Consider the following 26,284-nt stretch of genomic DNA (forward strand, 5'->3'; position numbering starts at 1 on the left):
CGTCCGATAATCAGCAGCAGCAACGCCAGCGGCGTGATCCACAGCGCGCCGACGATCTGCAGGATGTAGCGGCCCAGCCAGTAGAAGAACATCGCGCCGGCGGAGGACATCTGTGCGCCGACCGGCCCCTCGTACTCCTGGAAGCGTTCCAGACGTTGATCGCCCCAGCTCAGAAACGACTCGCTGAAATAGTAGGGTCCGGCCAGGGCCAGGCCGATCAACAAGAAGATGCCGAACTGCGCCGCGATCCGGCCGCGGTCGGTGCGCGTGCGCCGCAGCCGCGCAATCAGCACGAACAGCACGGCTGGCGCCACGTAGATCGGCACGGTGTAGTACAGCAGCGCGCCCAGGGCGCAGACCGCGCCGAAGATCAAGGTGTCGCGCATCCGCAGGAACACGTCGAGGCGCGCCAGCAGACCCAATGCCAGCACGGCCGTGGCAGCTGAAGGGTAGGCCATGTTGAACACCTGCAAATGCGAGAGCAGCACGTGATTGCCCGCGAGCATCAGCGTGCCCAGCACCGCAAGCCAGGCGGAGAGCCGCTGTCGCAGCAGCAGGAAGAATCCACAGTGCATTGCCAGCGAGAACAGCAGCATCGCGCACAGGCACGAGAGCCGGTCGTCGTCGATCGGCGAGATGCGTCGCGCCAGAACGGCCGCGAGATAGAGCAGCGGCGGGAACTTGCGCTCGTTGTTGATCAGGATCGGCGCGATGTCGCTGGGGCCGGCCGCCTGCTCGAGCTGATATTCGATGGCCAGCACGTTGAGCAGGTGCCAACGTTCGGCCTTGGCCCCGGGGTAGTCGGCCCACCAGGCACCGAGCAGCGCCAGGCCGAAGGCGGCCACGGAGATCGCGACCACGGCCAGCCAGGGCAGGGCCGCGTTGCGTTGATCGCGGCTCATCGGGCCGCCTGAAGCGCGCTAGCCGACATCAACGCAGGTGTACCAGCTTGCAACATCTGCGGCAAATCGGCAGGAAATCGCCGTCCAGCAGCAGGCGGCGCAGGTTGACCATCGGCTCGGAGTTGAACAACTGCCGCGGGTCGTGTTCCAGCAGGTTGCCCAGGGGCAGCCTGATGTGCTCGCAGAAAATCAGCTCGCCCGCCGGGTCCACGCGTAGCGCCGGCTCGATCAGGTACGAGCAAACCACCTTGGCTGCGGGCGGCTCCTGGGCCTCGTGCAGGCGTTGTACGCGGGACGCGCCATAGCGCGGCTCGAGCAGCGTGACCATTCCCGAACGCCGCGCGGCGTGGCCTATTCGCTCCAGGGCGCTCTCGAGTTCGGCCAGGGAATAGGGCGCACGGTCCAGAGTCCGCACGTGCAGCATCCCGCGCTCGAACGCGCCGAAGCGGCCGGCCAATGTTGCCAGCGACTGCTCGACCTGTTCGGGCGTGGACCACATCTCGAGCATCAGCAGCAGGGTGCGGATGCCCATGCCGGGCAGCTTGGCGCAGGCCCGCGCGATGCTCTCGACGCTCTGCGGCCGCACCAGGGCCTGGGCCATGATCGGCGTGCGGCGGGCAATGCCGCGTGTGTGCGGCGCCAGGGCGTCCAGCCGTTGGCGTTGGGTAACGGACAGCGACAGCCGCTGCAAATTGGCAAGCCCGCTGAGCAGCTTTGCGGTCGGATCGTCGAGTCGGTTGCCGTTGCTGGTGATCGTCAGCGAGTTTGAGTGCTGCGCGGCCAGCTTTATCAACCGCAACGCGTCGTCGCGCACCAGCAGCTCGCCGCCGATCAGCTTGAGCCGTTGCGGTGCGAGTCTTTGCAGCAGCTCGTCGATTTGTTCGAGGCTCAGTTCGTCGCCACTGCGGTGCATGCCGCGCTGAAAGCAGAAATCGCAATCCAGATCGCAGCGCAGGGTCGGTTCGAATATCACGTAGCCCGGCAGGGGGTAGCGCAGATCGTCGGGGATCGCGCGAAAGGCTCGCAGCGCGGCGATTTGCGACAACGGGCGCAAGGCGGCCAGGGCCGCGCGCAGCGTTGCCCTCGGGGCCAGGCGCAGCGCGCTGTTCAACAGGTCCAAAGGCAATGCTCAGCCCAATACGTCGCGCAGCCAGACGTGGAGATCGCCCATTGCGCGGTAGATGCGTTCGGCCTCGTCCAGGCAGCGCCGGGTGTAAAGCAGCGAGATCGGCCGCTCCTGCATCACGTACAGCCCCTTGTGCCGCAGCAACTCGGCCCGCGGGTGATCCGCAGCATAGCCCGGGGGCACGCGTTTGAGCTGCTCGCCCTGCAGCGGCAGGAACGGCCGGAACTTGTGTGCGGTCACGATCTTGTCCAGACGTCGGCCGAGATCGTCGTCAGCCAGCGCCCCACGGAAGTCCTTCAGTCCCTGGGGACTGAAGCGGTAGACTCCGCCGCCCAGCAGCACGTCGTGGGCGTCGAACTGAAAGTAGAAGTCCGGAACGTAGAACTTCTCCCCCGAGCCCTCCCAGAGAATCGCCGCCATGTGGGTCTTGTAGGGGCTCTTGTCAGCGCCGAAGCGTGTGTCGCGGTAGATGCGGTAGATCGAGCGGTTGACGCGCGGTTCGAACACCAGGTCCGGCGCCAGGTCGCGCGAGAGTTTGAGTCCCAGCTCGTAGACGAATGCCTGCATCGGCTCGAGCAGCGCGCGCTGGTAGATCGGCTTGCGCTTATCGAACCAGCGCTTGTTGTTGTTGCGCTCCAGCCCGGCGAGGAATTCGATTCCCTCCTTGCCAAAGCCGGTGAAGATCAGCTCCTCCACGATCGGTCCCCGGTTGCATTGCGTGTTCCTCTTATTATAGCCCGCATTCACTTGATGGCTTGCACTGCGGGGTTTTGTCTGGTGGTCGGTGAAGGTTGAACGTGTAATAATCGGGATCGACATTGTATTGGTTTCAGGAGGGATGATGAGGGCTGCTGTATCGGCCGTAACGGCCTTGTTGATGCTGCTGGCGCTGCTGGCATCGGTTGCCGTGGCGCAGGAGGAACCGACCGTCGCCTACGTGGATGTCGGGATCGGCACGCTGCGTATCGGCGGACTGCTGCAAGGCGGACTGGATTACCACATCGGCGACGAGAGCCTGGGGCAGGGGGCTCTCAGCGGGCAGGCCGCGGCAGTCGACCGCTACGACCTGTACGAGTTCGTGCTGCGCCGCGCGCGGCTGAACTTCGGCGGCCAGATCGTCAGCAACCGCGTGGGCTACTTCGCGCAGCTGGAGTTCGCAAACGAGGCGCGGCTGCTCGACGCGGAGATGAAGTTCCACTACATCCCGGACACCACGATCCGCATCGGCCGCTTCCTGCCGAACTTCACGATCTTCATGTCGCGCAGCGCGTCCGACCTGTACCTGATCGAATATCCGCTGATGCTCTCCAATCCCTACGCCGGATATTACGGGGTACTCGCCGGAGCCGAGGCGCCGGGATGGGCCGCATCGTTTGCGCCGTGGAGGCAGACCGGCCTGGCGTTCGCCGTGCGCACCAAATACATCGACGCCGACGTCGGCGTGTTCAACGGAGCGGACAACGGCGACGATCTGGGCGACAATAACGCGGGTAAAGACTTCCAGCTCTCGATCGCGGGCAAGCCGCCGCTACGCGGGATGAAGATCCACGCCGGGCTGTGGTACGGCATGCCGCTGAACCGCGCGGCCAGCGACGCCGCGACCTCGGGCGGCGATTTCGAGGAGAAGGACGATACCGTGGCGATCTTCGGCGGCGGCGTGGAGTACGTGGCCGACTTCGGCCTGCGCGTGTTCGCCGAGTTCTATCAGCGCGACTGGCAGAACGGTGACGGCGACGCCGACCCGTCCAACGTCACCTCGAGCAGCGCCTACGGATTGGTGGGCTACAACCTCAACCCGTTTACCGGCGTGCCTGTCGAATTTCTCGCGCGCTACGACTGGTTCGACCCTGATACGCGCAACAGCGACGACGGCGGCAAGGACGACGAGCTGGCCGTGATCACCGGCGGGCTGAACTACTACATCGAGGGCAACCACGCGATGCTCAGCATCAACTACATCTATCGCTCGGAGACCTTCGAGGTGCTGCAGCTCGACGAGCAGGGCACCCAGGACGGCCTGGCCAACGACGAGGTCAAGGCCCAGATCCAAATCGCGTTCTGATCAGTTGCGGCTACTGGTAGTCGGCCACACGTACATCACCCGCGCCAACCACGGAGTGCTGCGCGCGATGGCAAAGCTCGACTGCGAGATCACCGTGGCGACGCCCGGACGTTGGCCCGATCCGCTGTTCACCCTCGAGCACGAGCCGGCGCAGCCGCCGTTGCGCTCCATCGCGTTGCCCACTGTTGGTTCCGGCCGCGAAGGCTGGTATCTGCTGCGCGGATTGGGCCGGGCGCTGTCCAAGCAAAGCTTTGACGCGGTGCGCGTGGACCACGGTCCCGGCGCGCTGGCCTGCTGGCAGACCCTGCGGCTGGCGCGTAGGCTTTGGCCGAGCGCGGCGTTCGCGTTCTTCACATGGTGGAACGTTCCCTGGAGCCTGCGTCCGCCCCAGAGCTGGGCTCAGCGTGCGGTGCTGCGTCGATCCGACGGCGCGATCTGCGGCAACGCCGAGGCGCAAAGGTTGTTGCAGGGGTGCGGATTCGCGAAGCCGACAACGGTACTGCCCCAGCTGGGCGTGGACAGCGCGCTGTTCAAGCCTGGTGACAAGGCCCAGGCGCGGGCGCGTAACGATCTGTCGCAGGGCGCGCCGCTGATCGGCTTCATCGGCAGGCTGGTGCGCGAGAAGGGCGTGTTCGACCTGCTCGAGGCGCTGGCGCGCATGCCCGGTGAAACCCGGCTGCTGCTTGTCGGTCGCGGCGACGAGTCCGGGATCGCGGCCCGCGCTCGCGAGTTGGGCGTGGGCCAGCGGCTGATCGTCAGGCCCAGCGTGCCCCATGAGCGGATCGCCGGGCTGTTGCCCGCCCTGGACGTGCTGGCCCTGCCATCGCAACCCGCGTCGGGTTGGCAGGAGCAGTTCGGCCACGTGCTGATCGAGGCGATGGCCTGCGGCGTGCCCGTGGTCGGTTCGCAAAGCGGCGAGATCCCCAACGTGATCGGCGAGGCTGGGTTGATCGTGCCGTACAGCGCGCCCACGGAGTTGGCCGCGGCGTTGCAGCGCGTACTGGACGAGCCGCTCCTGGCATCGCGGTTGGCCGCTTCGGGGCACGAGCGCGTTGAACAGCGCTTCTGCGACCGGGCCGTGGCGCGAGCCAACCTAGAATTTTTGGCGGGCCTGATCGCGGACCGGGGACGGGCGGCGTGAGGATCAGGGGCTGGATGCTGGTCCCCGTGGTTTTCGCGGTCTACCTGTTGACTGCCGCGCCGGGGCTCTATTGGCGCGACTGCCCGGAGTTCGTGCTGGTCGCCTTCGGCATGGACATCAGCCACCCCGCCGGATCGCCGGCCTACGCCATGCTCGGCAAACTGGCAACCATGCTGCCGCTGGGCTCAATCGCCTTTCGCGTCAACCTGCTCTCGTGTCTGGGCGCGGCGCTGGCCGCCTGGGCATTGTTCGAGGCCGCACGACGCTTGCTGCGGCGCATGCTTCCCCAGGACGCCCCGGCCTGGACCCTCGAGATTCCGGCGCTGCTGGCCGCCTCGATGTGCGTCTTCTCGCTCTCGCTGTGGACCTGGGGCGTGGTGGCCGAAGTCTACTCGCTGGAGGTGGCGCTGCTCGCCGCGGCAATCGCCCTGGCCCTGGGGCCGGGGCCGCGTAGCGCCAATCGTCCCGGCGGGCCGGAGACCACAATGCTGCTGCTGGGCTTGGCCAGCGGCGTGCACATCAACATGGCCCTGACCCTGCCGGTGTTCGCCTTGTACTTCCTGTTCGAGCGACCCGGGCCGCGACTGCGTACAGTGCTGCTCGCGGCGCTGGCCTTTGCCGTGGGCGCCTCGGTCTACCTCTACTTGCCGCTGCGTTCGCTGGCCGACCTGGCCTACGATTTTGGCAACCCCGAGACTCTGCGCGGCCTGCTGATCCACGTTACGGGCCAAAGCCACGTCGATTCGCTGTCGATCCCCGCGCCATGGCCGGTGGTGTTGCGCAACCTCTCGCTGATTCCCGGATTCGTCGTTTCCGAGTTCGGCTGGCCCTACAGCCTACTGGCGTTGTGCGGCGCGTTGATCGTCCTGGCGCGGCGCGGGCCGGCGCTGCTGCTCTACGGCTCGTCCGCGGGGACACTGCTGCTGTTCGCGCGCACCTGGGACGTGGCCTTTGGTTACATTCCGATCTTCGCCCTGCTGGCGATCGTCGGCGTGCTGCCGCTGGGGCTGCTCTTTGCTTATCTGGTGCGGCGTGAAAACGCACAGGGCTTTGAGCGGGGACGGGCCGCGCAGCTGTTTACCGTGCTGGCGGCGCTGGCCGCGTTGATCGCTCCGGCGGCCGCGCACTATCCGCTGTGCGACATGAGCAAGGAGCGCAACACAGACTTCTTCGCCCGCGAGCTGATGCGCAGTCTGCCGACCGAGGCGCTGGTGGTTACTCACCACTCGGGATTGAGTTATCCGCTGTTTGCCATGCAGACCGTGTGGCGCATGCGGCCCGACGTTGTTCACCTGCACCGCGCTCATCTGTCCGACCCCTACGACGTGGCCGCGCGCTATCCGGGGATGGAGCCGTTGGCGCAGCACGACGAGGACGACCTGGCTCAACGCCTCGAGCGCGTGGCGCTGACCCGGCCGTTGTATTGGGACTATCCGCTGGAGGGTCGGCCGCTGCTCGACGCCAAGCTGTTCTCGTCGGCCGGCGCGTTTGCGCTCTACGAGCCCGAGGGGCCGGGATTTTCACAGCAGTTGCTGGCCCAGAGCGACGATCCGCTGTTCAAGACGCTGTTGCTGCCCACGATGATGCTGATCAAGCGCGACCCGCGAGACTGGTCGGGCCGACAGCTGCTGGCCCAGATCTGCACGGCCCGCGCCCGGCTGGCGCTCAACGCCGAACAGGACGAGACAGCGACCCTGTGGTTCCGAACGGCATTGGAAATGGCCGAACCGATCCCCGGCAACTTTACCCAGCCGATGTACACCGCACCGTTCGTCAATGCCGCGCGACTGGCGATGCTCGAGGGCCAGAGCGCCAAGGCGCTGGAGCTGGTCGATCAGGGGCTGTCGGTCGACTCGATGGACGTCGAGCTGCTGCTGCTGCGCTTTGAGCTGCTGGCCGGATCCGGCCGCGACGCCGAGGCGTCAGCCGTGCTGCGCCAAGCCTACGAACGGAGCCCCGACGATCCGCGCGTAGCGCTGCACACGGCCCGGAGATTGCTCGACGCCGGGGAGCAGCAGCGGGCGCGCGAGGTGCTGCTGCGGATGGTCGCTCCGCCAGCTGACGAGCGGCTCGATCAACGGCGGTTCGCCACGGCTCAGGCGCTGCTGGCCTCCATCGAACGCCGCGCCGGAGACCAGCAGGCGGCGGCCGGGCATTACCTCAGCGCCCTGGCAATCGAGCCCGACGCGGCTAGACTGCGAGTCCAATACGGTCGACTGCTGCAGGAGATGGGCAATCCGAATCAGGGCCGACGGCAGATCAAGCTCGGCCTGGCCCTGGTGGGCAAGCAGACCCTGGCTCGCATTTCGACCGGCCTTAGTTCTGATCCGGCTTCTTCTCGGGTTCCTTGATCTCGTAGACCACCGGCGCGATCGGCGAGTCCTTGTCGCCGGGCTGCCTGATTCCGGGCATTACATCCAGCGGAACTTTGACCACGTCGTTCTTGAGCACGCAGATGTCGTCGGCCTTGTTGCAGTAGGTCAGCCGCAGACCGAGGGTCAATTCGAATGGTCCGCCCGGAGCGGTCTTGGGCACCTTAAACGGGATGATCATCGGGAACGAGACCGTGGTCAGCTTGGCCTGGTTCGATTCCCACGCGAGCACGTCGTTCTGCGGCAGCTTGACCACCAGCGGCTCGGGGCCCGAAAGGGAGAGGTAGCTCGGGGCGTTGATCGTCACCGAGATGTATCCGTTGTCGTCGCGGTAGATCTGAGTCGCAGGCTCGGGCGTGCTCAGCGCTTCGTCCTGTCCCGCGTCGGTCTGCTGCCCGGCCGGGCAGCCGCCGAGCAAAGCCGCAACGATCGCCAGCACCAGGATCATGTTCAGGGATTGGATTCTGTTCATCTCGTTTCCTCTGTGCTCGGGCCGATCAGTCGATCGGCTTGCCGTATGCCAAGTGGAGAAACTGGGTCAGGATGCGTCCGGTGGCGCCCCAGATCGTGTGCCGATCGCTCTGGTAGTAGTAGATCGGGATGTTGCCCCATGGCGCCTCGTGCATCTGGACGCTGCAGATCTCCGGTTTCAGTAAATGCTCGATCGACACGCTGAAGATCTCGGCGATCTCGATCTGGCTGAGATTAAACTCGAACGGGTGTGGAATCACGCCGACGAACGGCGCAACCGTATAGCTGCTGATGGTGAAGATCTCGTCCAGCGGCCCGAGCACTTGCACGTGCTCGGGTGGTACGCCGATCTCCTCGTGCGTCTCGCGCAATGCGCATTGCAGCATGCTCTCGCCCGGATCGGCGCCGCCGCCGGGGAAGCTCACCTGGTACTTGTGATTCTCGACCTGTCCACTGCGCTGGGTGAACAGCAGGTGCGGCCTGCCGTCGATGATTTGCAGCGGCAGCAGCACCGCCGAGGGGCGGAAGCCCTCGATGTTGACTTTGCGCACCTCGCGGCCGTTGAGCAGCGCTCGCAGGCGGGCGATCTCGCCGTCAACTTGGTCGATGGTGATTTGTGCCGACTGTTCCATACTTACTCGCTCGGGATCTCGAAGCGGCATGATATCAGTTTCTCGGATTCGAGGCTGTAGACCAGGACCAGCAGGCAGCCATGCGCCTGCTGCGGGTCGTCGATTTGGTGGATCGTGTAACTCGCGCAGAATTGACCGGAGCCCCTTTCCGCCAGCGCCGGGACGACTTCGGAGGACGAGGAGCAGGATAATGGGTGGATCAGCGCGTTGTCGCGACTGTGAAGCACGTACTCGCCGCTGACCTCGACCTCGCTGTTCTCGCCGGCGTGGGCGAAGTTCCCGGACACGGATGTGATGGTGATCTCGTCCCAACGATCGCCCTGATGCACATCGCACGCGCCGTCCACGCTTCCGTCGGGCGGCGTGTAATCGTCATGGTCGTCCGTCTGCCCCCCGCCGTTGTAATCGTATTCGCAGGCAGCAAGCAGGCACGACGCTGCCAGGGCCGCGACCAGCAGGGCAGAGGCGCGGCGGCTCATCAAGGGTCCCCATCCGGCGCCGCGTCGCGCAACGGCAGTAGGCTTAAAAGCGGCTTGCCCGCACCGAGCTTAAGCGGGCGCAGCCGGGCCGCGTCGAGCAGCCCTGTGGCCGCGCCGATCGCCTGCGGCAGATCCTCACCGCGGGCCAGGCCGGCGGCGATCAGGCTTGTGAGCAGGCAGCCGGTGCCGTGGGGGTCGGCCCCCGCGATGCGCGGCCGCTCGAATTTGATTTCGCCCGCGGGCCCGACCAGCAGGTCGACCACCGTATTGGCGTCGCAGTTCAGGTGTCCGCCCTTGATCAGCACTGCGCGCGCCCCGCGTTGCAGCAGCACGTGCGCGGCGCGGCGTGCGCCGTCCAGGTCGTGGACCTCAACGCCGCACAGCACTGCGGCCTCGGGCGCGTTGGGCGCGATCAGCGTTGCGCGCGGCAGCAACTCGTTTTGCAGCACGTCGCGGGCAGCAGCCGCATAGAGCTCTGTGCCGTCCCAGGCGCGCAGCACCGGGTCGATCACCAGCAACGCGTCGGCCAGATGGTCGAGGGCCGCGGCCACGCCGTGAGCCATCTGGGCCGAGCCGAGCATGCCGAGCTTGATTGCGTGGGGAGGCATGTCGTGGGCCAGGCGCTCGATCTGCTCGCGCACCAGGCTCGGGTCCAGCAACGCGTAGCGCGTCACTCCGGCCGTGGTCTGCACAGTGGCGGCGGTGGCCACGGCGCAGCCCCAGACCCCGCGGGCGGCGAAGGCGGAGAGGTCGGCGGCCAGACCTGCCCCGCCGCTGGGGTCGAGCCCGGCCACGGCCAGGGCGATTGGGGGATTATTGCTCGTCTTCATCCTCGTCAGGGGCGCCCGTGTTCGCCTCGGGCTCGTCGCTCCCGCGATCTACCAGCCCCTGCAGCAGTTCCAGCGGGCTGCTGTCGGGTTTATCGCCGTTGGTTCTTCCCAGGTCGGGGATGTGCACCAGCGGCGAGCCATGCGGTTTGAGATTGATGTAGAGCACCGCGTTGAGCTCGCCCTTGCCCGAACTGTCGCCGAAGTCGATCTTGAAAAACGCCTCCTCGAGGCAGGAGCGCAGCTTGCTCTGGGTGATCTGCGGGACGAAGGTTACACGCTCCACGTCGCCGCCGGCCGAGATCTCGAGCTTAATGTCGCACTGCTGTTTGACCTCGCCCGAGCGTACGCATTCGGTCAGACGTTCCTCGGCGTTGCGCAGGGTAAGGCGGGCGTTACGCGCGTCGACACCTTCGATGGTCCCCATGCGGATCGACAGCGCGGGGGGCGGCACGTCGATCTCGATCGCCCGCAGGACCGCAATCGCCTCGCGTGCGACCTTGCGGTCGGGATCGTTTTTCAGTTCGCGCAGGCGCTCCAGGGCGGGCTTGGCTTCTCTGCCGACGTAGCGCAGCGAATTGCACGCCGCCAGGCGCAGCTTGGCGTTCTCGTCGGACAATGCGGGGATCAGCTGCTGGACCAAATCCGCGGGATTTCCGCCGAGCCGCTCGTGGGTGCGCACCGCTTTGGAGCGGACCGCGGCGTTCTCGTCCAGGGCCAACTCGCGAACCTTGGCCAGGAGCTCGGGGCGGTCCTTGCCAAAGGCGGCCAGGGCGTCCAGGGACGCGGCCCGTACCTTGGGCTCGGGATCGTCTAGGCGAAAGCTGATCTCGGGCAGCACGTCCTCGGGCTGGGCCCCGACCTTGCGTAGGGCCTCGACTGTCACGCGGCCGGTGCTGCGCACGGGATTGTCGAGCATCGCCACCAGATCGGCGATCGCCGGCCTGCCCGCGGGGCCGAGCAGACCGATCGCCTTGGCCGCGGCGATGCGCACCTTGTATTCCTCGTCGCGCGTCGAGTCGCGCAGCACTCCCAGCGCCGGATCGGCCTGGGGTCCGATCGCGCCGATGGCCTCGATCGCCTGACGCCGGACACGCGAGTCGGGATTTGAGGCGGCGAAGATCAGCGCGTCCAGCGCGGGCAGGGCGTCGAGCTCGAGCTGTTCCAGGGCATAGGCCGCGATCTGCATGTGCTTGGTGTTCTGGTCGTTGAACAGGACCCCGGCCATCTGGTTCACGTTGTCGGGACCGAGCTGGGCCATCGCCTGGGAGGCTTGGCGCACGGTTTTGTATTGGCCGTCGTCGAAGGCCTTGCAGATCCGCTGGGAATCGTTGGAGCAGCCACTGACCAGCAGGAGCACGGTACACAACATAAGCGCGATCGCCGAACGTCGCCTCATTTTTCCTCCGATGATGCCATTTCAACAGCGTATCTTAGCCCCTGCGCCGTGCAGGGCAAAGCCGATGCAAAACAGGGGGCCCGCGGGCCCCCTGGGTGGATGACGATCTCTGCTGCTGCTGCTACTACTATTTCCTGGACAGCTCGATGCGCGTCAGCGCGCGTTGCAACGCGGTGGCGGCGCGCATGAAGTCGATGTCGGACTCGGACTGCAAGCTGCGCAGCAGCCGCTCCTCGGCCCGCTTGCGCGCCTGCTCGGCGCGATCGACGTCGATCTCGGTGGGCTTCTCGGCCACCTCGACCAGCATCCGCACCAGCTCGTCGTTGACCTCCATGAACCCGCCGCCACAGTAGAACGACTGCTCCTCGCCCTTGACCGTCAGTTTGACCGGGCCCACGCCCAGGGTGGTCATCAGCGGATCGTGGCCGGGCAGCAGGCCGATGTAGCCCATGCTGCCCGGAAGGTTGATCGAGTCGGCCGGCCCCTCGTAGATCACCCGGAGGGGGGTGATGAACTCCAGCCGCATGCGGCTGGGCAGTTTGTATACGACTTCTTCCTTCTGCGACATCTCGGTCTCCCGCTAGTAGCCCATCTCCTTGGCGCGATCCACGGCCTCGTCGATGGTGCCGACCATGAAGAACGCCTGCTCGGGCAGCTCGTCCATTTGGCCGGCGATGATCTCCTTGAACCCGGAGATGGTGTCGTTGATCGAGACGTAACGGCCCTTGGTGCCGGTGAACTCCTCGGCCACGAAGAACGGCTGGCTGAGGAAGCGCTGGATCTTGCGCGCGCGGCTGACGATCTGCTTGTCCTCTTCGGACAGCTCGTCCATGCCCAGGATCGCGATGATGTCCTGCAGGTCTTTGTACTTCTGCAGGATCCGCTGCACCTCGCGGGCGATTGAGTAATGCTCTTGGCCCAGGATCTCGGCGTTGAGGATTCGGCTGGTGGAATCCAGCGGGTCGACCGCGGGGTAGATCCCGAGCTCGACGATCTGGCGCGAGAGCACCGTGGTGGCGTCGAGATGGGAGAAGGTCGTGGCCGGCGCCGGGTCGGTAAGGTCGTCGGCGGGCACGTAGATCGCCTGTACCGAGGTGATCGAGCCCTTTTTGGTCGAGGTGATCCGCTCCTGCAGTTCGCCAAGGTCGGTGCCCAGGGTCGGCTGGTAGCCCACCGCGCTGGGGATGCGTCCCAGCAGCGCCGAGACCTCGGAGCCGGCCTGGGTGAAACGGAAGATGTTGTCGATGAACAGCAGCACGTCCTGGCCTTCCTCGTCGCGGAAGTACTCGGCCGCGGTCAGCGCGGTCAGGCCGACTCGCGAACGGGCGCCCGGAGGCTCGTTCATCTGGCCGTAGACCAGGCAGGTCTTGTCCAGCACGCCGGACTGCTTCATCTCCAGCCACAGGTCGTTCCCCTCGCGGGTGCGCTCGCCCACGCCGCCGAAGACCGAGAAGCCGCCGTGCTTGGTGGCGATGTTGTGGATCAGCTCCATGATCACGACCGTCTTGCCCACGCCGGCGCCGCCGAACAGGCCGACCTTGCCGCCCTTGGAGTAGGGGGCGATCATGTCGACGACCTTGATGCCGGTCTCGAGCACCTCGGTGTTGACGTCCTGGTCCAGCAGGGTCGGGGGCTCGCGGTGGATCGGGTAGTAGGTCTCGCTGGTGATCGGACCCATCTCGTCCACGGGCTGGCCGACTACGTTGATGATCCGGCCCAGGGTCGAACGCCCCACGGGGACCGAGATCGGCTGGCCGGTGTCCCAGGCCTGCTGCCCGCGGACCAGTCCGTCGGTGGTGTCCATCGCCACGCAACGCACCACGCCCTCGCCCAGGTGCTGCGCGACCTCGACGATCAGGTTCCATTCCTTGTCGCTGATCGACTTGTTGCTCAGCTTGATTGCGTTGTAGATCATGGGCATGTTGTCGCGGTTGAACTTGATGTCGACCACGGCTCCGATGATCTGGACTACACGGCCGATGTTTTTCTCTTGCATTGGCAGGCTCTCCATTCTTAACCCTTCAGGGCCTCGGCCCCGTTGATAATCTCGAGCAGCTCGCTGGTGATCGCGTCCTGACGCGCGCGGTTGTACTGCAGCGTCAGGCGGCCGATCATCTCAACGGCGTTGTTCGTCGCGGACTCCATTGAGCTCATCCGCGCGCCCATCTCGGCAGCGAAGCTCTCGAGAAACGCGCGGTAGAGTTGGAAGTCGATATGCAGCGGCAGCAGTTCGCTGAGCACTTCCGGACGGCTGGGCTCGTAGCGGTAGTCGACGTAGGTCTCGCGCTCGGGGAGCTGTTCGTCGGCCTCATCCACGATATCGCCGAAGCCGCAGGGGATCAGCTTGCGCGTAACCACCTTTTGGGAAACCGCCGTAACGAACTCGTTGTAGGTCAGGTAGATCGTGTCGGCCTTGGTCGACATGAACAGCTCGATCAGCTCGCGCCCCTTGCGACGGGCCAGGCTGAAGTCGAAGTTGCCCAGGGCGTTGACCAGCTCGTCGCGCACCTCGTAGTTGCGGTGCTTGAAGTGGTCGCGGGCCTTGCGGCCGATGGCCGAGATCGTCACCTGCTCGTACTTGTCCGCGTTCTCGCGCAGCCAGCCGTCGGCCTGGCGCAGGATGCTGGAGTTGAACGCTCCGCACAGCCCGCGGTCGGAGGTGACCACCACCAGCTCGACCTTGCGCGTCTGTTCGCGGCCCTTGAGCAGCGGCTGCCCCTCGGTGCCGGTGCGCTTGAGCAGGTCGCGGATCATCTCGTCCAGGGACCAGGCGTAGGGCCGTGCGGCCTTGAGGCGCATTTCGGCCGAGCGCAGCTTGGCCGCGGCGACCATCTTCATCGCGCGCGTGATCTGCTGCGTACTCTTGACCGAAGAGATGCGCTTACGAATGTGCCTCAAATTGGCCATTGATTACGCCTCCCTGCCGGCCTCGAACACCAGCTTGAATTCCTCCAGCGCCCGATCGATGCGCTCGGTCAGGTCGTCGTCGATCACCTTGCGCTCCTCGATGTCGGTGAACAGGTCGGCATGCTTGTCCTCAATGAAAGAGAACATCTCGCGCTCGTAGCGACCAAGTTCCGCGACCGCGTAGTCGTCGATCCAGCCGCGGGTGCCGGTGTAGATCAGCAGCACCTGGCGCGCGACGCTCAGCGGCGAGTACTGCGGCTGCTTGAGCAGCTCGGTCAGCCGCTCGCCGCGTTCGAGCTGGGCCATCGTCGCCTTGTCCAGGTCGGAGCCGAACTGGGCGAAGGCCGCCATCTCGCGGTACTGCGCCAGTTCGAGGCGCATCTTGCCCGCGACCTGCTTCATTGCCTTGATCTGGGCGTTGCCGCCCACGCGGCTGACCGACAGGCCGACGTTGACCGCCGGACGGATGCCGGAGTTGAACAGGTCGGTCTCGAGGAAGATCTGACCGTCGGTGATCGAAATCACGTTGGTCGGAATGTAGGCCGAGATGTCGCCGGCCTGGGTCTCGATGATCGGCAACGCGGTCAGCGAACCGCCGCCCTCTTCGTCGGACATCTTGGCCGCGCGCTCGAGCAACCGGCTGTGCAGGTAGAACACATCGCCGGGGTAGGCCTCGCGTCCCGGCGGGCGGCGCAGCAGCAGGCTCAGCTGGCGGTAGGCCGTGGCCTGCTTGCTTAGATCGTCGTAGATCAGCAGCGCGTGCCTGCCGTTGTCGCGGAAGAACTCGCCGATGGCGCAGCCGCTGAACGGCGCGATGAACTGCAGCGGCGCGGGCTCCGAGGCGGTGGCGGCGACGATCGTGGTGTATTCCATCGCGCCCTCTTTGGTCAGCCGGTCGACCACCTGGGCGATCGTCGAGCGCTTCTGCCCGATGCCCACGTAGATGCAGTAAACGTCGGTGTTCTTTTGGTTGATGATCGTGTCGATCGCCAGGGCGGTCTTGCCGGTCTGACGGTCGCCGATGATCAGCTCGCGCTGACCGCGGCCGATGGGGATCATCGAGTCGATCGCCTTCAGGCCGGTTTGCAACGGCTCCTTGACCGGCTGGCGCTTGACGATGCCCGGGGCCTTGATGTCGACTATCCGGAACTCGTCGGTCTGCAACGGACCCTTGCCGTCGATCGGGGCGCCCAGGGCGTCGACCACGCGGCCGATCAGCGCATCGCCCACCGGAACGCGCACGATGTTGCCCGTGCGGCGCGCCACGTCGCCCTCTTTGATCTCGTGGACCTCGCCGAAGATCACGGCTCCGACGTTGTCCTCCTCGAGGTTCAGCGCCATGCCCGTGATCTTGTGCGGGAACTCGATCAGCTCGCCGGCCATGACATCCTCCAGGCCGTAAAGCCTGGCGATGCCGTCGCCCACGGAGAGCACGATGCCCACCTCGTTGACCTCGATCTCGCGTTTGTACTCGCGGATCTGCTTCTCCAGAATTTGACTGATCTCTTCTGCTTTTATCTGCATCGACTCATCACCTCAGCTATTGCCCTGCGTCAGGGTATCCCTTAGGCGGTTTATCTGTCCGGCCACGCTGCCGTCGATCACCAACGATCCGATTTGGGCGCGAAAACCGGCGAGCAGGGAAGCGTCGATCGCGACCTTCACCTGAACTTTGTTGCCTAGCTTGGTTGAGAGCGCCTCGCCGATCCGCTCGACTGTTTTGTCGTCGAGCGCTGTGGCGCTGATTACATCAGCGGCCAGCCGGCCGGCCTCGCGGTCTGCCAGCTCCTGGAAAGAATCGGCGATGTCTCCGATGATCCCCAGGCGACGCTTGTCGTAGAGCAGCCTGAGGAAATTGGCGAACTCGGTCCACTCCGGGTTGATCGAGGAAACTAGCCGTTCGATCAGCTGATCGCGGAACGATTTATCGTACATCGGGTTGTCCAGCACCTCGGAGATCCGATGATCTTCGCGGAACAGTGCGGCCAGCTCGTTGAGCGCCTGGCGGTAGTCCTCGATCCGACCGTCGTCCAGACCGATGTTGAACAACGCCCTGGCGTACCTGCGTGCGACTATTGTGCCCTTCATGACTTACTCTCGATCTGTGCGATGGCGCCATCGACGAAGCGCTCGCGCTCTTGCTCGTCCAGACGGCCCTTGATCCGCTCGACTGCCAGCGCCAGCGCCTGCTCGGCCAGGTCGCCCTGCAGCCGCTCGAGGGCTTGGGCGGTCTCGTGCTCGATCACCGCGCGGGCGTCGTCCACGGCTTTGGTCGCCGTGCGTCCGGCCTCGTCAAGGATTCGCTGTTTGTCTTCCTCGGCCCGGCGTTGCGCTCCGGCCAGCAGTTGCTCGCTCTCGGCCTCAAGTCCCTCGATCCGCTTGCGCCACTGCTCCTGCAGCTCCAGCGCCTCGTCGCGCGCCCGATTGGCGTCGGCGATCGCCTGGACCACGGCCTCGCTGCGGTCGATCAGATACTGCGACAGCGGCTTGCGCGCGAAGTGGATCAGGATCCAGAGAAAGATCGCCAGGCTCAACACGCCGGTGGCGAAGTGGATGTAGGAGATCCGGGCCAGGCCGTGCCCCGAGCCGTGCTCGGCGGCCGCGGCGTGCTCGCCCTCGCTCTGGGCCGGATGCTCGGCCTGGGCCGCGTGCGGCTCGGTTAAAGCCGTGTCGTGCTGTTCCGCCTCGGGCGGATCAAGCTGCGGCGTCGGATCGGTAAGCTCGGTCGCATCCGTGGGCAAAGCCGCGGGCGATTCGAGCTCGGCTGCGGGCTGCTGCGCGTCTTGCGGTCCCTGCGGCGGCAACGCAGCCTCGACTGCGGAGTCCGCGACCTGATCCGGCGCGTCCTGAGCCACAGCCGCGGCGGCGAGTGCCACGACCGCGATCAGCAGCGCCAGCAGCGTCAGGGCCGGCGTTTTCGTTGTGTGTGGAATCAAGGTGTCTCGCCTCCTGGTTCGGGGGGAACTACCCCAGTATCTGCGCCACGATCCGATCGGCCAGCGAACCGGCCTGGGCGTCCAGAGCCGACCGGGCCTGCTGTTCGGCCTGTTGGATCTTGAGGCGTGCTTGTTCCATGATCTGCTCCGCCTCGGTGCGGGCCTGCGACATCCTGGCCAGCGCCTGTCCCGAGGCCTCGCGGGTCAGCTCGGTTTGCAGCTTGTCGGCCTGCTGCTTGATCTCCAGCAGCTTGCCGCGCACCTGCGATTCGAACTCCTCGGCAACCGTCTTGTACTTTTGGGCCTGCTCCAGCGGCTCGTCCTGGGCCTGCTCGCGCCGACTTATCAGCTCGAGCATCGGCTTGAACAGCAGCTTGTTCATCAGGATCAGCAGCGTGATGAACAATACCGCCTGATACAGGAAGGTTGCGTTTAACGACAGCATTGGCTTACTCCAACTTCAGATCGATCGGTTCGACTTGGGCCTGGGGATGCGAGGCCAGGGCTTCGTGCACGAAGCACACCGCGCCTACGGTCCCCACGACCTTGCCCGAACCGTTAAAAACATATTCATGAGCCGGGGCGTAGAGCTCCGAGCCCTTGGCCTCGGGATGTTCCGACTCGTGCTGCTCCAGATCGCGCAGCTCGACACCCGGGTGATCGCTGTTTAGGATCTGGCGGATCTGGTCCGCCTCGTCGCGGTTGAAGACCTCGCATTTGAACTTGAACCGCGCCGAATCGATCCGCTGCATCTTCACCAGATCGACGCCGATGCTCCGGCCCTGCTGCTCGATTGCCTGGCGCAGTTTGTCCAGCAGCACCTCGGGAATCAAGACCTCGGTCTGCTCGGTGGTCAGGTGCAGCAGCTCGGCGAAACGTCGGGCAAATCCGGCCTCGCGCAGGCCCGCCTCGTGGGCGAAGACCACCGGCCGGCTGTCCTGGGCGGCAGCCACTCCCAGGACGAAGCCGCGCACCAGTTCATCCGGACCGCTGAACACGACGTGAACGTATGGCTCTGTCATGTCGTTCCCCAGGCTAAAAGAAGATTAAGGTCACCAGCACGAACAGGGTGACCAGGATCGGGATCGAGTAGCGGAACATGTAACCGAAGAAGCTGGGCATCTTGATCCCGGCCTCCTCGGCGATCGACTTGACCATGAAGTTCGGCGCGTTGCCGATATAGGTGTTGGCCCCCATGAACACCGCGCCGCACGAGATCGCCAACAGGTATTGCGGGTAGTTGGCGATCAGCAGCGGTACGCTCTGGGCCTCGGGCATTCCGGCGTAGAAGCTGCCCAGCGAGGTGTTGAAGAACGTCAGGTAGGTCGGCGCGTTGTCCAAGAAACTCGAGAGCACGCCGGTGGCCCAGAAGTAGTGGACCGGTTGCTTGACCGCGCGGATCAGGAACGCGAACGCGCCGTTCTCGCCCGCGTGCAGGATTTCGAGGGCCGGGATGATCGTCATGAAGATCCCGGCAAAGAGGTAGGCCACCTCTTGGATCGCGTGCCAGGTGAATCCGTTGTCGGTCCGCAGCTGTTTGCGCGTGGTCCAAAGCGAGAGCAGGCCCATCAGCACCAGCGTGCCGTCGCGCAGCGGGTTGACCCACGGCATGTGCAGCGTCACATCGTGTCCCGAGTCGTTTACAGTGAGCAGCGCGATATCGCCCAGCCGGTCGTAGTAGACCCCGCTGGCGAGCACCGCGCAGATGATTCCGATCAGGAACAGGATGTTGTGCAGCCCCTCGACCTTGATAGGCTCGTGCGGCTCATCGTCGATCAGCTGCGATTTATCCTCTTTGCGGAAGTAGTAGCTGTCCATGGCGAAGAACACCGCCAGCAGGGTCACGGCCACGAAGGCCATGGGCTTGATCAGGTTCATCGTCCAGAAGAACGGCACGCGGTGCAGGAAACCCAGGAACAGCGGCGGGTCGCCCAGCGGTGTAAGCGAGCCGCCGATATTGGCCACCAGGAAGATGAAGAACACGATGATGTGAACTTTGTGCCTGCGTTTCTCGTTGGCCCGTAGAAGCGGCCTGATCATCAGCATTGCCGCTCCGGTGGTGCCCACCCAGCTGGCCAGTGCCGTGCCGATCAGGATCAGCAGCAGGTTCAGCAGCGGAGTACCGCGCAAGGTACCGCGCACGATCATCCCGCCGGCCACGGTGTACAGCGCCCAGAGCAGAATGATGAACGGGATGTAGTCGATCAGGTAGATGTGGATGATCGCGTAGACCGCATGGGAGCCGTAGCCCGCCAGGAATGGCGCGGCGAACACTACCGCCCAGAAGGCCGAGACCTTGGCGTAGTGCTCGTGCCAGAAGCGCGGGGCGAACAGCGGGAACAGCGCGATGCTCAGCAGAATCCCGGCGAACGGGATGCAGGTCCACAGCGGCAGGTCCTTGCCGATCGTCAGCCCGTGGGCGACTGCCTGCTCGCCGTGTTCAGTCTCGTGCTCCAGATCTTGTTGCGCGGCGGCCTCGTGGTCGGCGGCCTGCATCAGACGCAGCTGCTCGATCTCGAGCGGACTCTCTTGGGCCGGGGTCTGGTGCGTCGCGGACTCGGCGACTGCGCCTTGGTCTTCGATCGGTTCAAGCTCTTGGGCGGGCTGCTGTTGTTGGTCCACTACGGTCGGCGCAACAGCCTCGGGCGCGGCCTGCGGGTCCGCGGGCGTTTGCGACTGTTCGGCCTGGGGATGCTCGTTCTGGGAAAGCGCGACAGCGCCGGTGAACACGACCAGTGACGCGAGCAGCGCGATGCAAAATCGTAGGCGCAGATTCACCCTTATTCCATTCTTCGATTCAGAATCTTCGATTATTAAAGCTACCGACCGGGCCTATTCCCCGTCAGCGTCTCCCTTGGGCTTCATGATCGGCTCCTCGGGGAACATTTTGATGTTCTTGTCCCGAGCAGGCTCGCTCTCTTCGAGCTTGTCGAAGTTCTCCATCTTGCAGGAGCCCTCGAAGGTGACGCCCTTCTCGATCTGCAGGGCCGGGGTACGGATGTTGCCGTACAGGTGGCCCGGGCTGCGCATCTCGATCAGCTTTTTGGCCACGACGTTTCCGGTGATCGTTCCGGAGATGATCACCGTGTCGACGTTGACCTTGGCCTTGATCTGCGCTCCCTCGCCGATGACAAGGGTGCCCTTGCTGAAGATTTCGCCCTCGACTTTGCCGTCGATGCGAACCGTTCCCTCGAAAGTAAGTTTACCTACGAACTCACTTCCCTTGCCGATGAAGGCATTCATATCGGTAGGGGCTTCCATCATCCTTCCCCCGTGTGCAGGGTCGTCGAACTTAGCGTCCACTGCCGAGGCTGTGAACTCCCTTTGTTCTCTGTCCCGCCGTGTAATCATCCCTATCCCCCAATCGGAAGAAGGAATTTAATGTTAAGGGTCGATAAAATCAATGATCCGCTCCAATTCCTCTTGGGAAAAATAGTGGATCTCCAGCCGACCCCGCTTTTCCGAACCGTTGAAAACTATCTTGGTCCCGAGCTTCCTTCGCAGCTGCTCGGCCAGCTCCGGGTAGGGCGCATGCTCGGATTTGCGTGACTTTTTACTACGACCGGCGCCGCTGCGCAACCTACGCACCAACGCTTCGGTCTGACGCACGCTCAAACCTTGGCGCACGACCTTGCCTGTAGCGCCCACCATCTGCTCGGCGCTCTCCAGCCCGAGGATCGCGCGGGCGTGTCCCATCTCGATCCGGCCGGCCTGCAGTTCGGCGCGCACCGGCGCGGGCAGCTTGAGCAGCCGCATGATGTTGGTCACGCTCGAGCGCTGCTTGCCCACCCGCGCGGCCAGCTCCTCCTGGCTAAGTTCGAGGGTCTGGGCCAGGCGCTTATAGGCCTCGGCCTGCTCCAGTACGCTCAGGTCCTCGCGCTGGATGTTCTCCACCAGCGAGAGCACCATCGCGGTCCGATCCTCTACGTCGCGTACCAATACCGGCACTTGCTCAAGTCCGGCCAGTCGCGCCGCGCGCCAGCGTCGTTCGCCGGCGATGATCTCGAAATAGCTTTTTTTTTCAGGATGCTTGCGCACGATCAACGGCGAGAGCACTCCCTCGGACGAGATCGACTGCGACAACTGTTTGATCCCCTCGGGGTCGATCTCGTGGCGCGGCTGACTCGAGCCGCGCGTCAGCCGGTCCACGGGGACCCAGAGCACCACGCCCTGGCCGCCGTTGGCGATCTCGCGTTCGATGCCGCCGGACTCCGGAGAGGCTTTGGACTGCGTCCCGAGCAGAGCATCGAGCCCGCGCCCCAGTCCGCTGCGCTTGGCGCTCATCGGCCGGCCTCGCCCGCGGCCAGGGCCGCCGAATCGGTTGCCGCGCCGCCGGTCCGCGCCTTGGCTGCCGGACGCCGCGTGCGCCGCACCAGCTCGCGGCTGAGCTCGAGGTAGGCTGCCGCGCCGCTGCATTTAACGTCGTAGAGAAAAATCGGCAGGCCGTGGCTGGGCGCCTCGGCCAACCGCACGTTGCGCGGGATTTTAGTCTGCATCACGGCTTGGTCGAAGTAGCGTCGCACCTCGGCCTCGACCTGGTGGCAGATCGTGTTGCGGGTATCGAACAGCGTGATTACGATCCCGCTGATTTCGAGACCGGGGTTGAGCCCGGTGCGCACCACGTCGATGGTGTGCGTCAGCTGCGAGAGCCCCTCCATGGCGTAGTATTCGGCCTGTAGCGGGATCAGCACCCCCTGGGCCGCCACCAGGGCGTTGACCGTCAGCAGTCCCAAAGAGGGCGGACAGTCGATCAGCACGTATTCGTAGCGCTTAAGCAGCGGCTCGAGGATCGAGAGCAGTTTGCGGTTGCGCTCGTAGATCCCGACCAGCTCGACTTCGGCGCCGATCAGCTCGGAAGAGGCGGGAACCAGGTGCAGATTGGTGATCGCGGTCTCGTGAACCGCCTGCTCGAGCTCGATCTCGCCCAACAGCGCGCGGTAGATGTCGAGCTCGCGCTGGTCCGGCGGCACTCCGACTCCCGAACTGGCGTTGCCTTGGGGGTCCAGGTCGATCAGTAAACAAGAGCGTCCGCCCAGGGCCAGGGCCGCAGCCAGATTGATCGATGTCGTGGTTTTACCCACGCCACCTTTCTGGTTGGTCACGGCTAGTACGGTCGCCATCTGCGGTCCTCGCGTACCTTACTTATTATGGACGCCGGTCTTTCGCGGAGTCGTTGTCTGGCAATTCGAGTAGGCTCGCCCACAGCCCGGCCCATTCACGGACTCGCGGAGCGCACACTTTTACCACAAAACACCCTGGCCGCAAAGGGGTTGCCGGGCCTAGCCCGGACTATTCATTAGGCTTCTACTGCGGCGCACAATTCATCCGCAACTACTGCGTCATCTGTGACGATCCGTCCTCAACGTACCGCAGCGGGTACGCCTGCGGATGATCGCCCCGGCTTCCTTGCATTTGCGGCGCCTTGTGCCCCTCGCGGACGAACCCTCATGAATAATCCGGGCTAATCGCAGGGCGCGACTCAGTCGTCAAAAACGAGATTATTCTTCAGGCTTGATCGCGTTTCATCCGGCGGCGCATCCACAGTCCCCAGCCGCCCACCAGCAGCACGGCCAGCACCATGCCCACGGCGAAGACCGTGCCCAGGCCCACGTTCTCCGAGATCAGCCAAGCGCCGCCAAGCACAAGTAAATACTGAAAAAAAGCCGTTCGCAGCAATGTGCCGGGAATTGAGCCGACCAGGTAGTTGCCAAAGGGCATGGCGGTCAGGCCGCAGGCCAGGTTGAAGTAGCGATAGGGGGTGATCGGCAGCAGGCGCGCCACGAAGACCGCCCACGGGCTGAACTTGATCGCCATGCGGTCGATGGTGTCGGCCCGCGTCCCGAGGATCCAGCCCACAGCCGACCGCCCGCCGATTCGCGCCAGCCAGAACGAGGCCAGGGCCGAGACCATCTCGCCGATCCAGATCGCCAGGGTCGACCACAGCCAGCCGAAGATCACCGCGGCGGCGATTTTAAACAGGTCGCGGCCGGGAATCGGCGCGGTGCTGATCAGGCCGTAGAGCAGGGAAATGAAAACGAAACTGCGCACCGGTCCGATCAACGCGGCGTGGGTCCGCACCGCCTCGAGGCTCAAATCGAAGCGCCGGGCGTAGATTGTCAGCAGGGCCAGCGCCAGCAGCGCCACCAGCAGGTTGCACAGCTCGCGCAGGCCGAACTTGCGGCGTCCGCTCTGGGTCGGCTGCGCTTCGGTCATTGCAGATAACCCAAAGCCTTGAGCCGCTCTTGGGCTCGCTGGTCGGGCTGGAACTGCGCGTCGGAGAGCAGCCCCTGTTGCAGCAGCTCGTCGCGCGCCAGGCTATGTACGGTTTGGGCGTCGGCCAGCATCTGCCTATACTCCGCGAACACTTCGTCGTCGGCGCAGCGGTTGTGCTGCTCCAACGGGTCGAGCTCGAGCCGGTACAGCTCGCAGTCCTCGCCGTGCTCGATCAGTTTGACCCCCTGGTAGCGCACCGCGCGCTCGGCCAACCCCTGGCGGTCGACCGCGGCCGACTCCTCGGCGAAGATCGGCCAGACGCTCTGTGCGGCCGATGATCCGAGCAGCGGGCTCAGGTCGCGCCCCTGTCCCGCGGGCATCGTGGGTCCGGCCCAGCCCGCCACTGTCTGCGCCAGGTTGACCGTGCCCACCGCATGATCCACGCGGCGCGGTGTGGTGTCGATCGGAGCGCTGTGCGGTGGCCAGATGATCAGCGGCACGTGCAGCACCTCGTCGTGCAGGGTGTGATGCTCGAATGAGCCGTGCTCGCCGAACGCCTCGCCGTGGTCGGCCAGCAGTACGACCAAGGTGCGATCGGCGTCGGGTCGCGCGAACAGCGCCTCGAGCAATCGGCCGACCTCGTCGTCGAGCAGGCGGATCTCGGCGTCGTAGAGCGCGATCAAATGTTCGACGTCACGCGGCCCGAGGTCTGAACGCTGCAACTGTTCCACGCTGCCGTTGATCTCGCCTTGGTAATCCGCGTCGAACAGCGCGTCGTAGGGCGGCGGAGGGAAGTAGGGCGCGTGGGCGTCGAAGTAATGCGCGAACAACATGAACGGCTGGTCGCGCCCCTGGATCAGATTCAGCGCGGCGTCGGTCACCTCGGCCGCGCCGGGCTCGCCCAAAAAGTGAAAGATGTCCCAGCCCTGGTCAAAGCCGAAGCTGTCGCTGAGCAGGATGTGGCTGGTCACGGCCATGGTCGCCCAACCGGATTCGCGGAACACCTCGGGCAGCAGCGTCAGCTCGGGCACGATCCGCGAATGGTAGGTGTTCGCGCCGTGCACCGATGGAAACAGGCCCGTGAACAGCGTGGCGTGACTGGGCAGGGTCCAGGGCGCCTGGCTGATCGCCTGGTCGAAGACCAGCGCGGTTTGGGCCAGACGGTCGATGTTCGGCGTGGTCGGCCGATCGTAGCCGTAGAGGCTCATGTGGTCGGCGCGCACCGTGTCCAGGCTGATCAGCACCACGTTCAGCGGCTGCGCGTGCGACACGCGCTGAGGGTCGGGGCGCAGCATCAACGCGAGCTGGGGCAGCACGATCAGGCACGCCAGCAGGCCCAGCACCAGGTACGGCGGGCTGAGCACGGCGATGAATCTGCTCAGCGCGGCCCAGGCGCGGTCGAACAGTTGCAGCGGGGTGGGGAGCAGCCGCGCGAGCAGCCGCAACAGTAAGGCAATCAGCGCAGTGGGCAGCAGTAGCGCCGCGCACCAGGCAAACGCCTGGCCAAGCTGAACCCCCAGCGTCGCGGTTTCGAGTTTGCTGAAGTAGATCGTGCTCAGCATCGAAAGCGACCCGGGCGTGGCCTCGCGTAAAATCCCGTCGACCAGCGCCAGCAGCAGCCCCCAGCAAAGCAGCGCGCCGCACACGGCCAAGGCCGCAGCGCCCGCGTGTTTGCGCGCGATCAGCCGCGCGACCACGTAGCACAGCCCGAGCAGCAGCGAGGCGATCAGGGCGTAGATGCCGATTCGCGCCCAGTTGGTCAGCACCTCGGCCAGGGCGTTGTGGATCAGCCCCTGGTTAAAGTAGTCGTTGCGCGCTGAGCGCAGCAGGCCGCGTCCCACGCCGATCAGGCTGCCGATCAGCAGTCCGGCCGAGGCAACGCGCGCCGGCGCGTTGTCGAATCCGCGGGCGCTCACTTCTTTGGCTCCGATGCCGGGGCCTCCTGGATTGCGGTTCGGATCTGTTCGATGGTCGCGGCCGCCTGTTCGCGGCGGCGCTGGAATCCCTGGTCAGCCCCTTTAAGCCGTCCGATCTCGTCCGCGTCCCCGGCGCAGAGCGCCACGCGCAGGGCGGTCATCAGCTCCAAAGCCTGCCAGGCCTCGATCAGCTGCTGGTCGGCCTGGGGATAGAGCAGGTCGCGCTCGGGACCGGCCAGGCCCAGGGAGCGCTCCTTGTCGGCTCGCAGCCGCAGTCGCGCGGCCAGACCCGAGAGCATTGCGGTCGGGTCGCCGGGGCTCAGCGCTTGATCCAGGGCCTCGGCCTCGTAGTCGAGGGCCCGCAGTTTTTTCTTCAGGCGATCGAGGTGCTCGCGCGCCAGGGTCGCGGCCGCCTGCTCGCTGCCCAGCCTGCCGCGAGCCTCGAGGTTGAGCCGAAATGCGCCCTCGGGCCCTTTGAGGCAGGCGAGGTGTTCGGCCGGAGCGCTGTCGCAAAGTTGTTGGTCGAAGTGCGCGGCCCACTGCGGGTTCGGACCCGGCGTCAGGCTGACCAGCGCCCGATAGTCCAGCGGCAAATCCAGGGTCGTGGGCACAAGGTAGCGACCGTTGAGCACCTGCGCTTGCAGCCCCTGGGCGACATTGCAGCCCAGGTCCTCGCCGCCGCGGATAACGATCTGCAAGGTCGTGCCCTCGGGCAAATTGCTCTGGCCGCTGACCGTGACTCGGCCCGTGGGGTCGGCATGGATCTGCGCGTGCAGCTCGATGGTCGCGGGCCAGGTCGGCTCGGTCTGGGCGCAGCACCCGCACCAGGCGCTCAGCGCCGTGAGGCAGCAGATGGTTACCAGCGCGCGAAGCATGGGCGCATTGTAACCGATCGGCGCGC

The 26,284-nt window shown here is 65.3% G+C and carries 26 protein-coding genes; 3 read left to right on the plus strand and 23 right to left on the minus strand.

The window, feature by feature from the left end; translation table 11 throughout:
- From P9M14_14130 to P9M14_14140, 3 genes are all read right to left on the minus strand, one after another.
- A partial coding sequence (locus tag P9M14_14130; GenBank protein ID MDP8256884.1) for a glycosyltransferase family 39 protein occupies positions 1-902 on the minus strand: 902 nt, incomplete at its 3' end.
- A 28-nt stretch (positions 903-930) separates the two neighbouring features.
- Entirely contained in the window at positions 931-2,022 is a 1,092-nt protein-coding gene (locus P9M14_14135) for a radical SAM protein (protein MDP8256885.1), read from the minus strand.
- Between the two features lie 9 nt (positions 2,023-2,031).
- The gene (locus P9M14_14140) at positions 2,032-2,724 is read right to left on the minus strand and encodes a DUF2461 domain-containing protein (protein MDP8256886.1); all 693 of its coding nucleotides are present in this window, start codon (positions 2,722-2,724) and stop codon (positions 2,032-2,034) included.
- A 145-nt stretch (positions 2,725-2,869) separates the two neighbouring features.
- Between P9M14_14140 and P9M14_14145 the strand changes: the two genes are divergently transcribed.
- Genes P9M14_14145 through P9M14_14155 form a run of 3 tightly spaced genes read left to right on the plus strand, consistent with a single transcriptional unit; the run spans position 2,870 to position 7,582 of the window.
- Positions 2,870-4,090, plus strand: coding sequence for a hypothetical protein (locus P9M14_14145; GenBank protein ID MDP8256887.1), 1,221 nt, complete (start codon positions 2,870-2,872; stop codon positions 4,088-4,090).
- A gap of 4 nt (positions 4,091-4,094) precedes the next feature.
- A complete protein-coding gene (locus tag P9M14_14150; GenBank protein ID MDP8256888.1) occupies positions 4,095-5,231 on the plus strand; it encodes a glycosyltransferase in 1,137 nt (378 codons plus the stop codon).
- Positions 5,228-7,582, plus strand: a complete 2,355-nt coding sequence (locus P9M14_14155; protein MDP8256889.1) for a DUF2723 domain-containing protein — start codon at positions 5,228-5,230, stop codon at positions 7,580-7,582. Before P9M14_14150 ends, P9M14_14155 begins: the two co-directional genes overlap by 4 nt.
- Here the strand turns inward: P9M14_14155 and P9M14_14160 are convergent.
- The 20 genes from P9M14_14160 to P9M14_14255 all read right to left on the minus strand — a co-directional run bounded on the left by P9M14_14160 (position 7,548) and on the right by P9M14_14255 (position 26,258).
- On the minus strand, positions 7,548-8,075 hold the full coding sequence (locus P9M14_14160; GenBank protein MDP8256890.1) for a hypothetical protein: 528 nt from the start codon (positions 8,073-8,075) through the stop codon (positions 7,548-7,550). The genes P9M14_14155 and P9M14_14160 overlap by 35 nt on opposite strands.
- Positions 8,076-8,100: 25 nt before the next feature.
- Complete coding sequence (locus P9M14_14165) at positions 8,101-8,706, minus strand: CoA pyrophosphatase (GenBank protein ID MDP8256891.1); 606 nt, start codon at positions 8,704-8,706, stop codon at positions 8,101-8,103.
- 2 nt (positions 8,707-8,708) lie between these two features.
- Entirely contained in the window at positions 8,709-9,185 is a 477-nt protein-coding gene (locus tag P9M14_14170) for a hypothetical protein (GenBank protein ID MDP8256892.1), read from the minus strand.
- Positions 9,185-10,015: a bifunctional hydroxymethylpyrimidine kinase/phosphomethylpyrimidine kinase gene (gene thiD, locus P9M14_14175; GenBank protein MDP8256893.1), complete on the minus strand. Its 831-nt coding sequence runs from the start codon at positions 10,013-10,015 to the stop codon at positions 9,185-9,187. Before thiD ends, P9M14_14170 begins: the two co-directional genes overlap by 1 nt.
- On the minus strand, positions 9,999-11,411 hold the full coding sequence (locus P9M14_14180; GenBank protein MDP8256894.1) for a HEAT repeat domain-containing protein: 1,413 nt from the start codon (positions 11,409-11,411) through the stop codon (positions 9,999-10,001). The genes thiD and P9M14_14180 overlap by 17 nt, the downstream gene beginning before the upstream one ends.
- A 127-nt stretch (positions 11,412-11,538) precedes the next feature.
- Positions 11,539-11,979, minus strand: coding sequence for an ATP synthase F1 subunit epsilon (gene atpC / locus P9M14_14185; protein ID MDP8256895.1), 441 nt, complete (start codon positions 11,977-11,979; stop codon positions 11,539-11,541).
- A 12-nt stretch (positions 11,980-11,991) separates the two neighbouring features.
- The gene (gene atpD, locus P9M14_14190) at positions 11,992-13,407 is read right to left on the minus strand and encodes a F0F1 ATP synthase subunit beta (GenBank protein MDP8256896.1); all 1,416 of its coding nucleotides are present in this window, start codon (positions 13,405-13,407) and stop codon (positions 11,992-11,994) included.
- Positions 13,408-13,424: 17 nt separating this feature from the next.
- Positions 13,425-14,318: an ATP synthase F1 subunit gamma gene (gene atpG / locus P9M14_14195; GenBank protein MDP8256897.1), complete on the minus strand. Its 894-nt coding sequence runs from the start codon at positions 14,316-14,318 to the stop codon at positions 13,425-13,427.
- Positions 14,319-14,321: 3 nt separating this feature from the next.
- The gene (gene atpA / locus P9M14_14200) at positions 14,322-15,842 is read right to left on the minus strand and encodes a F0F1 ATP synthase subunit alpha (protein ID MDP8256898.1); all 1,521 of its coding nucleotides are present in this window, start codon (positions 15,840-15,842) and stop codon (positions 14,322-14,324) included.
- Positions 15,843-15,854: 12 nt separating this feature from the next.
- A complete protein-coding gene (locus P9M14_14205; protein MDP8256899.1) occupies positions 15,855-16,406 on the minus strand; it encodes a F0F1 ATP synthase subunit delta in 552 nt (183 codons plus the stop codon).
- Positions 16,403-17,254: a F0F1 ATP synthase subunit B gene (atpF, locus tag P9M14_14210; GenBank protein ID MDP8256900.1), complete on the minus strand. Its 852-nt coding sequence runs from the start codon at positions 17,252-17,254 to the stop codon at positions 16,403-16,405. The genes P9M14_14205 and atpF overlap by 4 nt, the downstream gene beginning before the upstream one ends.
- A 28-nt stretch (positions 17,255-17,282) precedes the next feature.
- Complete coding sequence (locus P9M14_14215; protein MDP8256901.1) at positions 17,283-17,699, minus strand: ATP synthase F0 subunit B; 417 nt, start codon at positions 17,697-17,699, stop codon at positions 17,283-17,285.
- Positions 17,700-17,703: 4 nt separating this feature from the next.
- On the minus strand, positions 17,704-18,276 hold the full coding sequence (locus P9M14_14220) for a hypothetical protein (GenBank protein MDP8256902.1): 573 nt from the start codon (positions 18,274-18,276) through the stop codon (positions 17,704-17,706).
- A gap of 13 nt (positions 18,277-18,289) precedes the next feature.
- Positions 18,290-20,032, minus strand: a complete 1,743-nt coding sequence (locus P9M14_14225; protein MDP8256903.1) for a sodium:proton antiporter — start codon at positions 20,030-20,032, stop codon at positions 18,290-18,292.
- Positions 20,033-20,086: 54 nt separating this feature from the next.
- A complete protein-coding gene (locus P9M14_14230; GenBank protein ID MDP8256904.1) occupies positions 20,087-20,515 on the minus strand; it encodes a polymer-forming cytoskeletal protein in 429 nt (142 codons plus the stop codon).
- 123 nt (positions 20,516-20,638) lie between these two features.
- Entirely contained in the window at positions 20,639-21,538 is a 900-nt protein-coding gene (locus P9M14_14235) for a ParB/RepB/Spo0J family partition protein (GenBank protein ID MDP8256905.1), read from the minus strand.
- A complete protein-coding gene (locus tag P9M14_14240; protein ID MDP8256906.1) occupies positions 21,535-22,374 on the minus strand; it encodes an AAA family ATPase in 840 nt (279 codons plus the stop codon). The genes P9M14_14235 and P9M14_14240 overlap by 4 nt, the downstream gene beginning before the upstream one ends.
- A 385-nt stretch (positions 22,375-22,759) precedes the next feature.
- Positions 22,760-23,467, minus strand: coding sequence for a VTT domain-containing protein (locus tag P9M14_14245; GenBank protein MDP8256907.1), 708 nt, complete (start codon positions 23,465-23,467; stop codon positions 22,760-22,762).
- Entirely contained in the window at positions 23,464-25,383 is a 1,920-nt protein-coding gene (locus P9M14_14250) for a sulfatase (GenBank protein ID MDP8256908.1), read from the minus strand. Before P9M14_14250 ends, P9M14_14245 begins: the two co-directional genes overlap by 4 nt.
- Positions 25,380-26,258 (minus strand): hypothetical protein, encoded by an 879-nt coding sequence (locus P9M14_14255; protein ID MDP8256909.1) that lies wholly within the window; start codon positions 26,256-26,258, stop codon positions 25,380-25,382. The genes P9M14_14250 and P9M14_14255 overlap by 4 nt, the downstream gene beginning before the upstream one ends.
- Between the last annotated feature and the right edge of the window lie 26 nt (positions 26,259-26,284).

Source organism: Candidatus Alcyoniella australis, from assembly GCA_030765605.1.
Classification (GTDB): domain Bacteria; phylum Lernaellota; class Lernaellaia; order JAVCCG01; family Alcyoniellaceae; genus Alcyoniella; species Alcyoniella australis.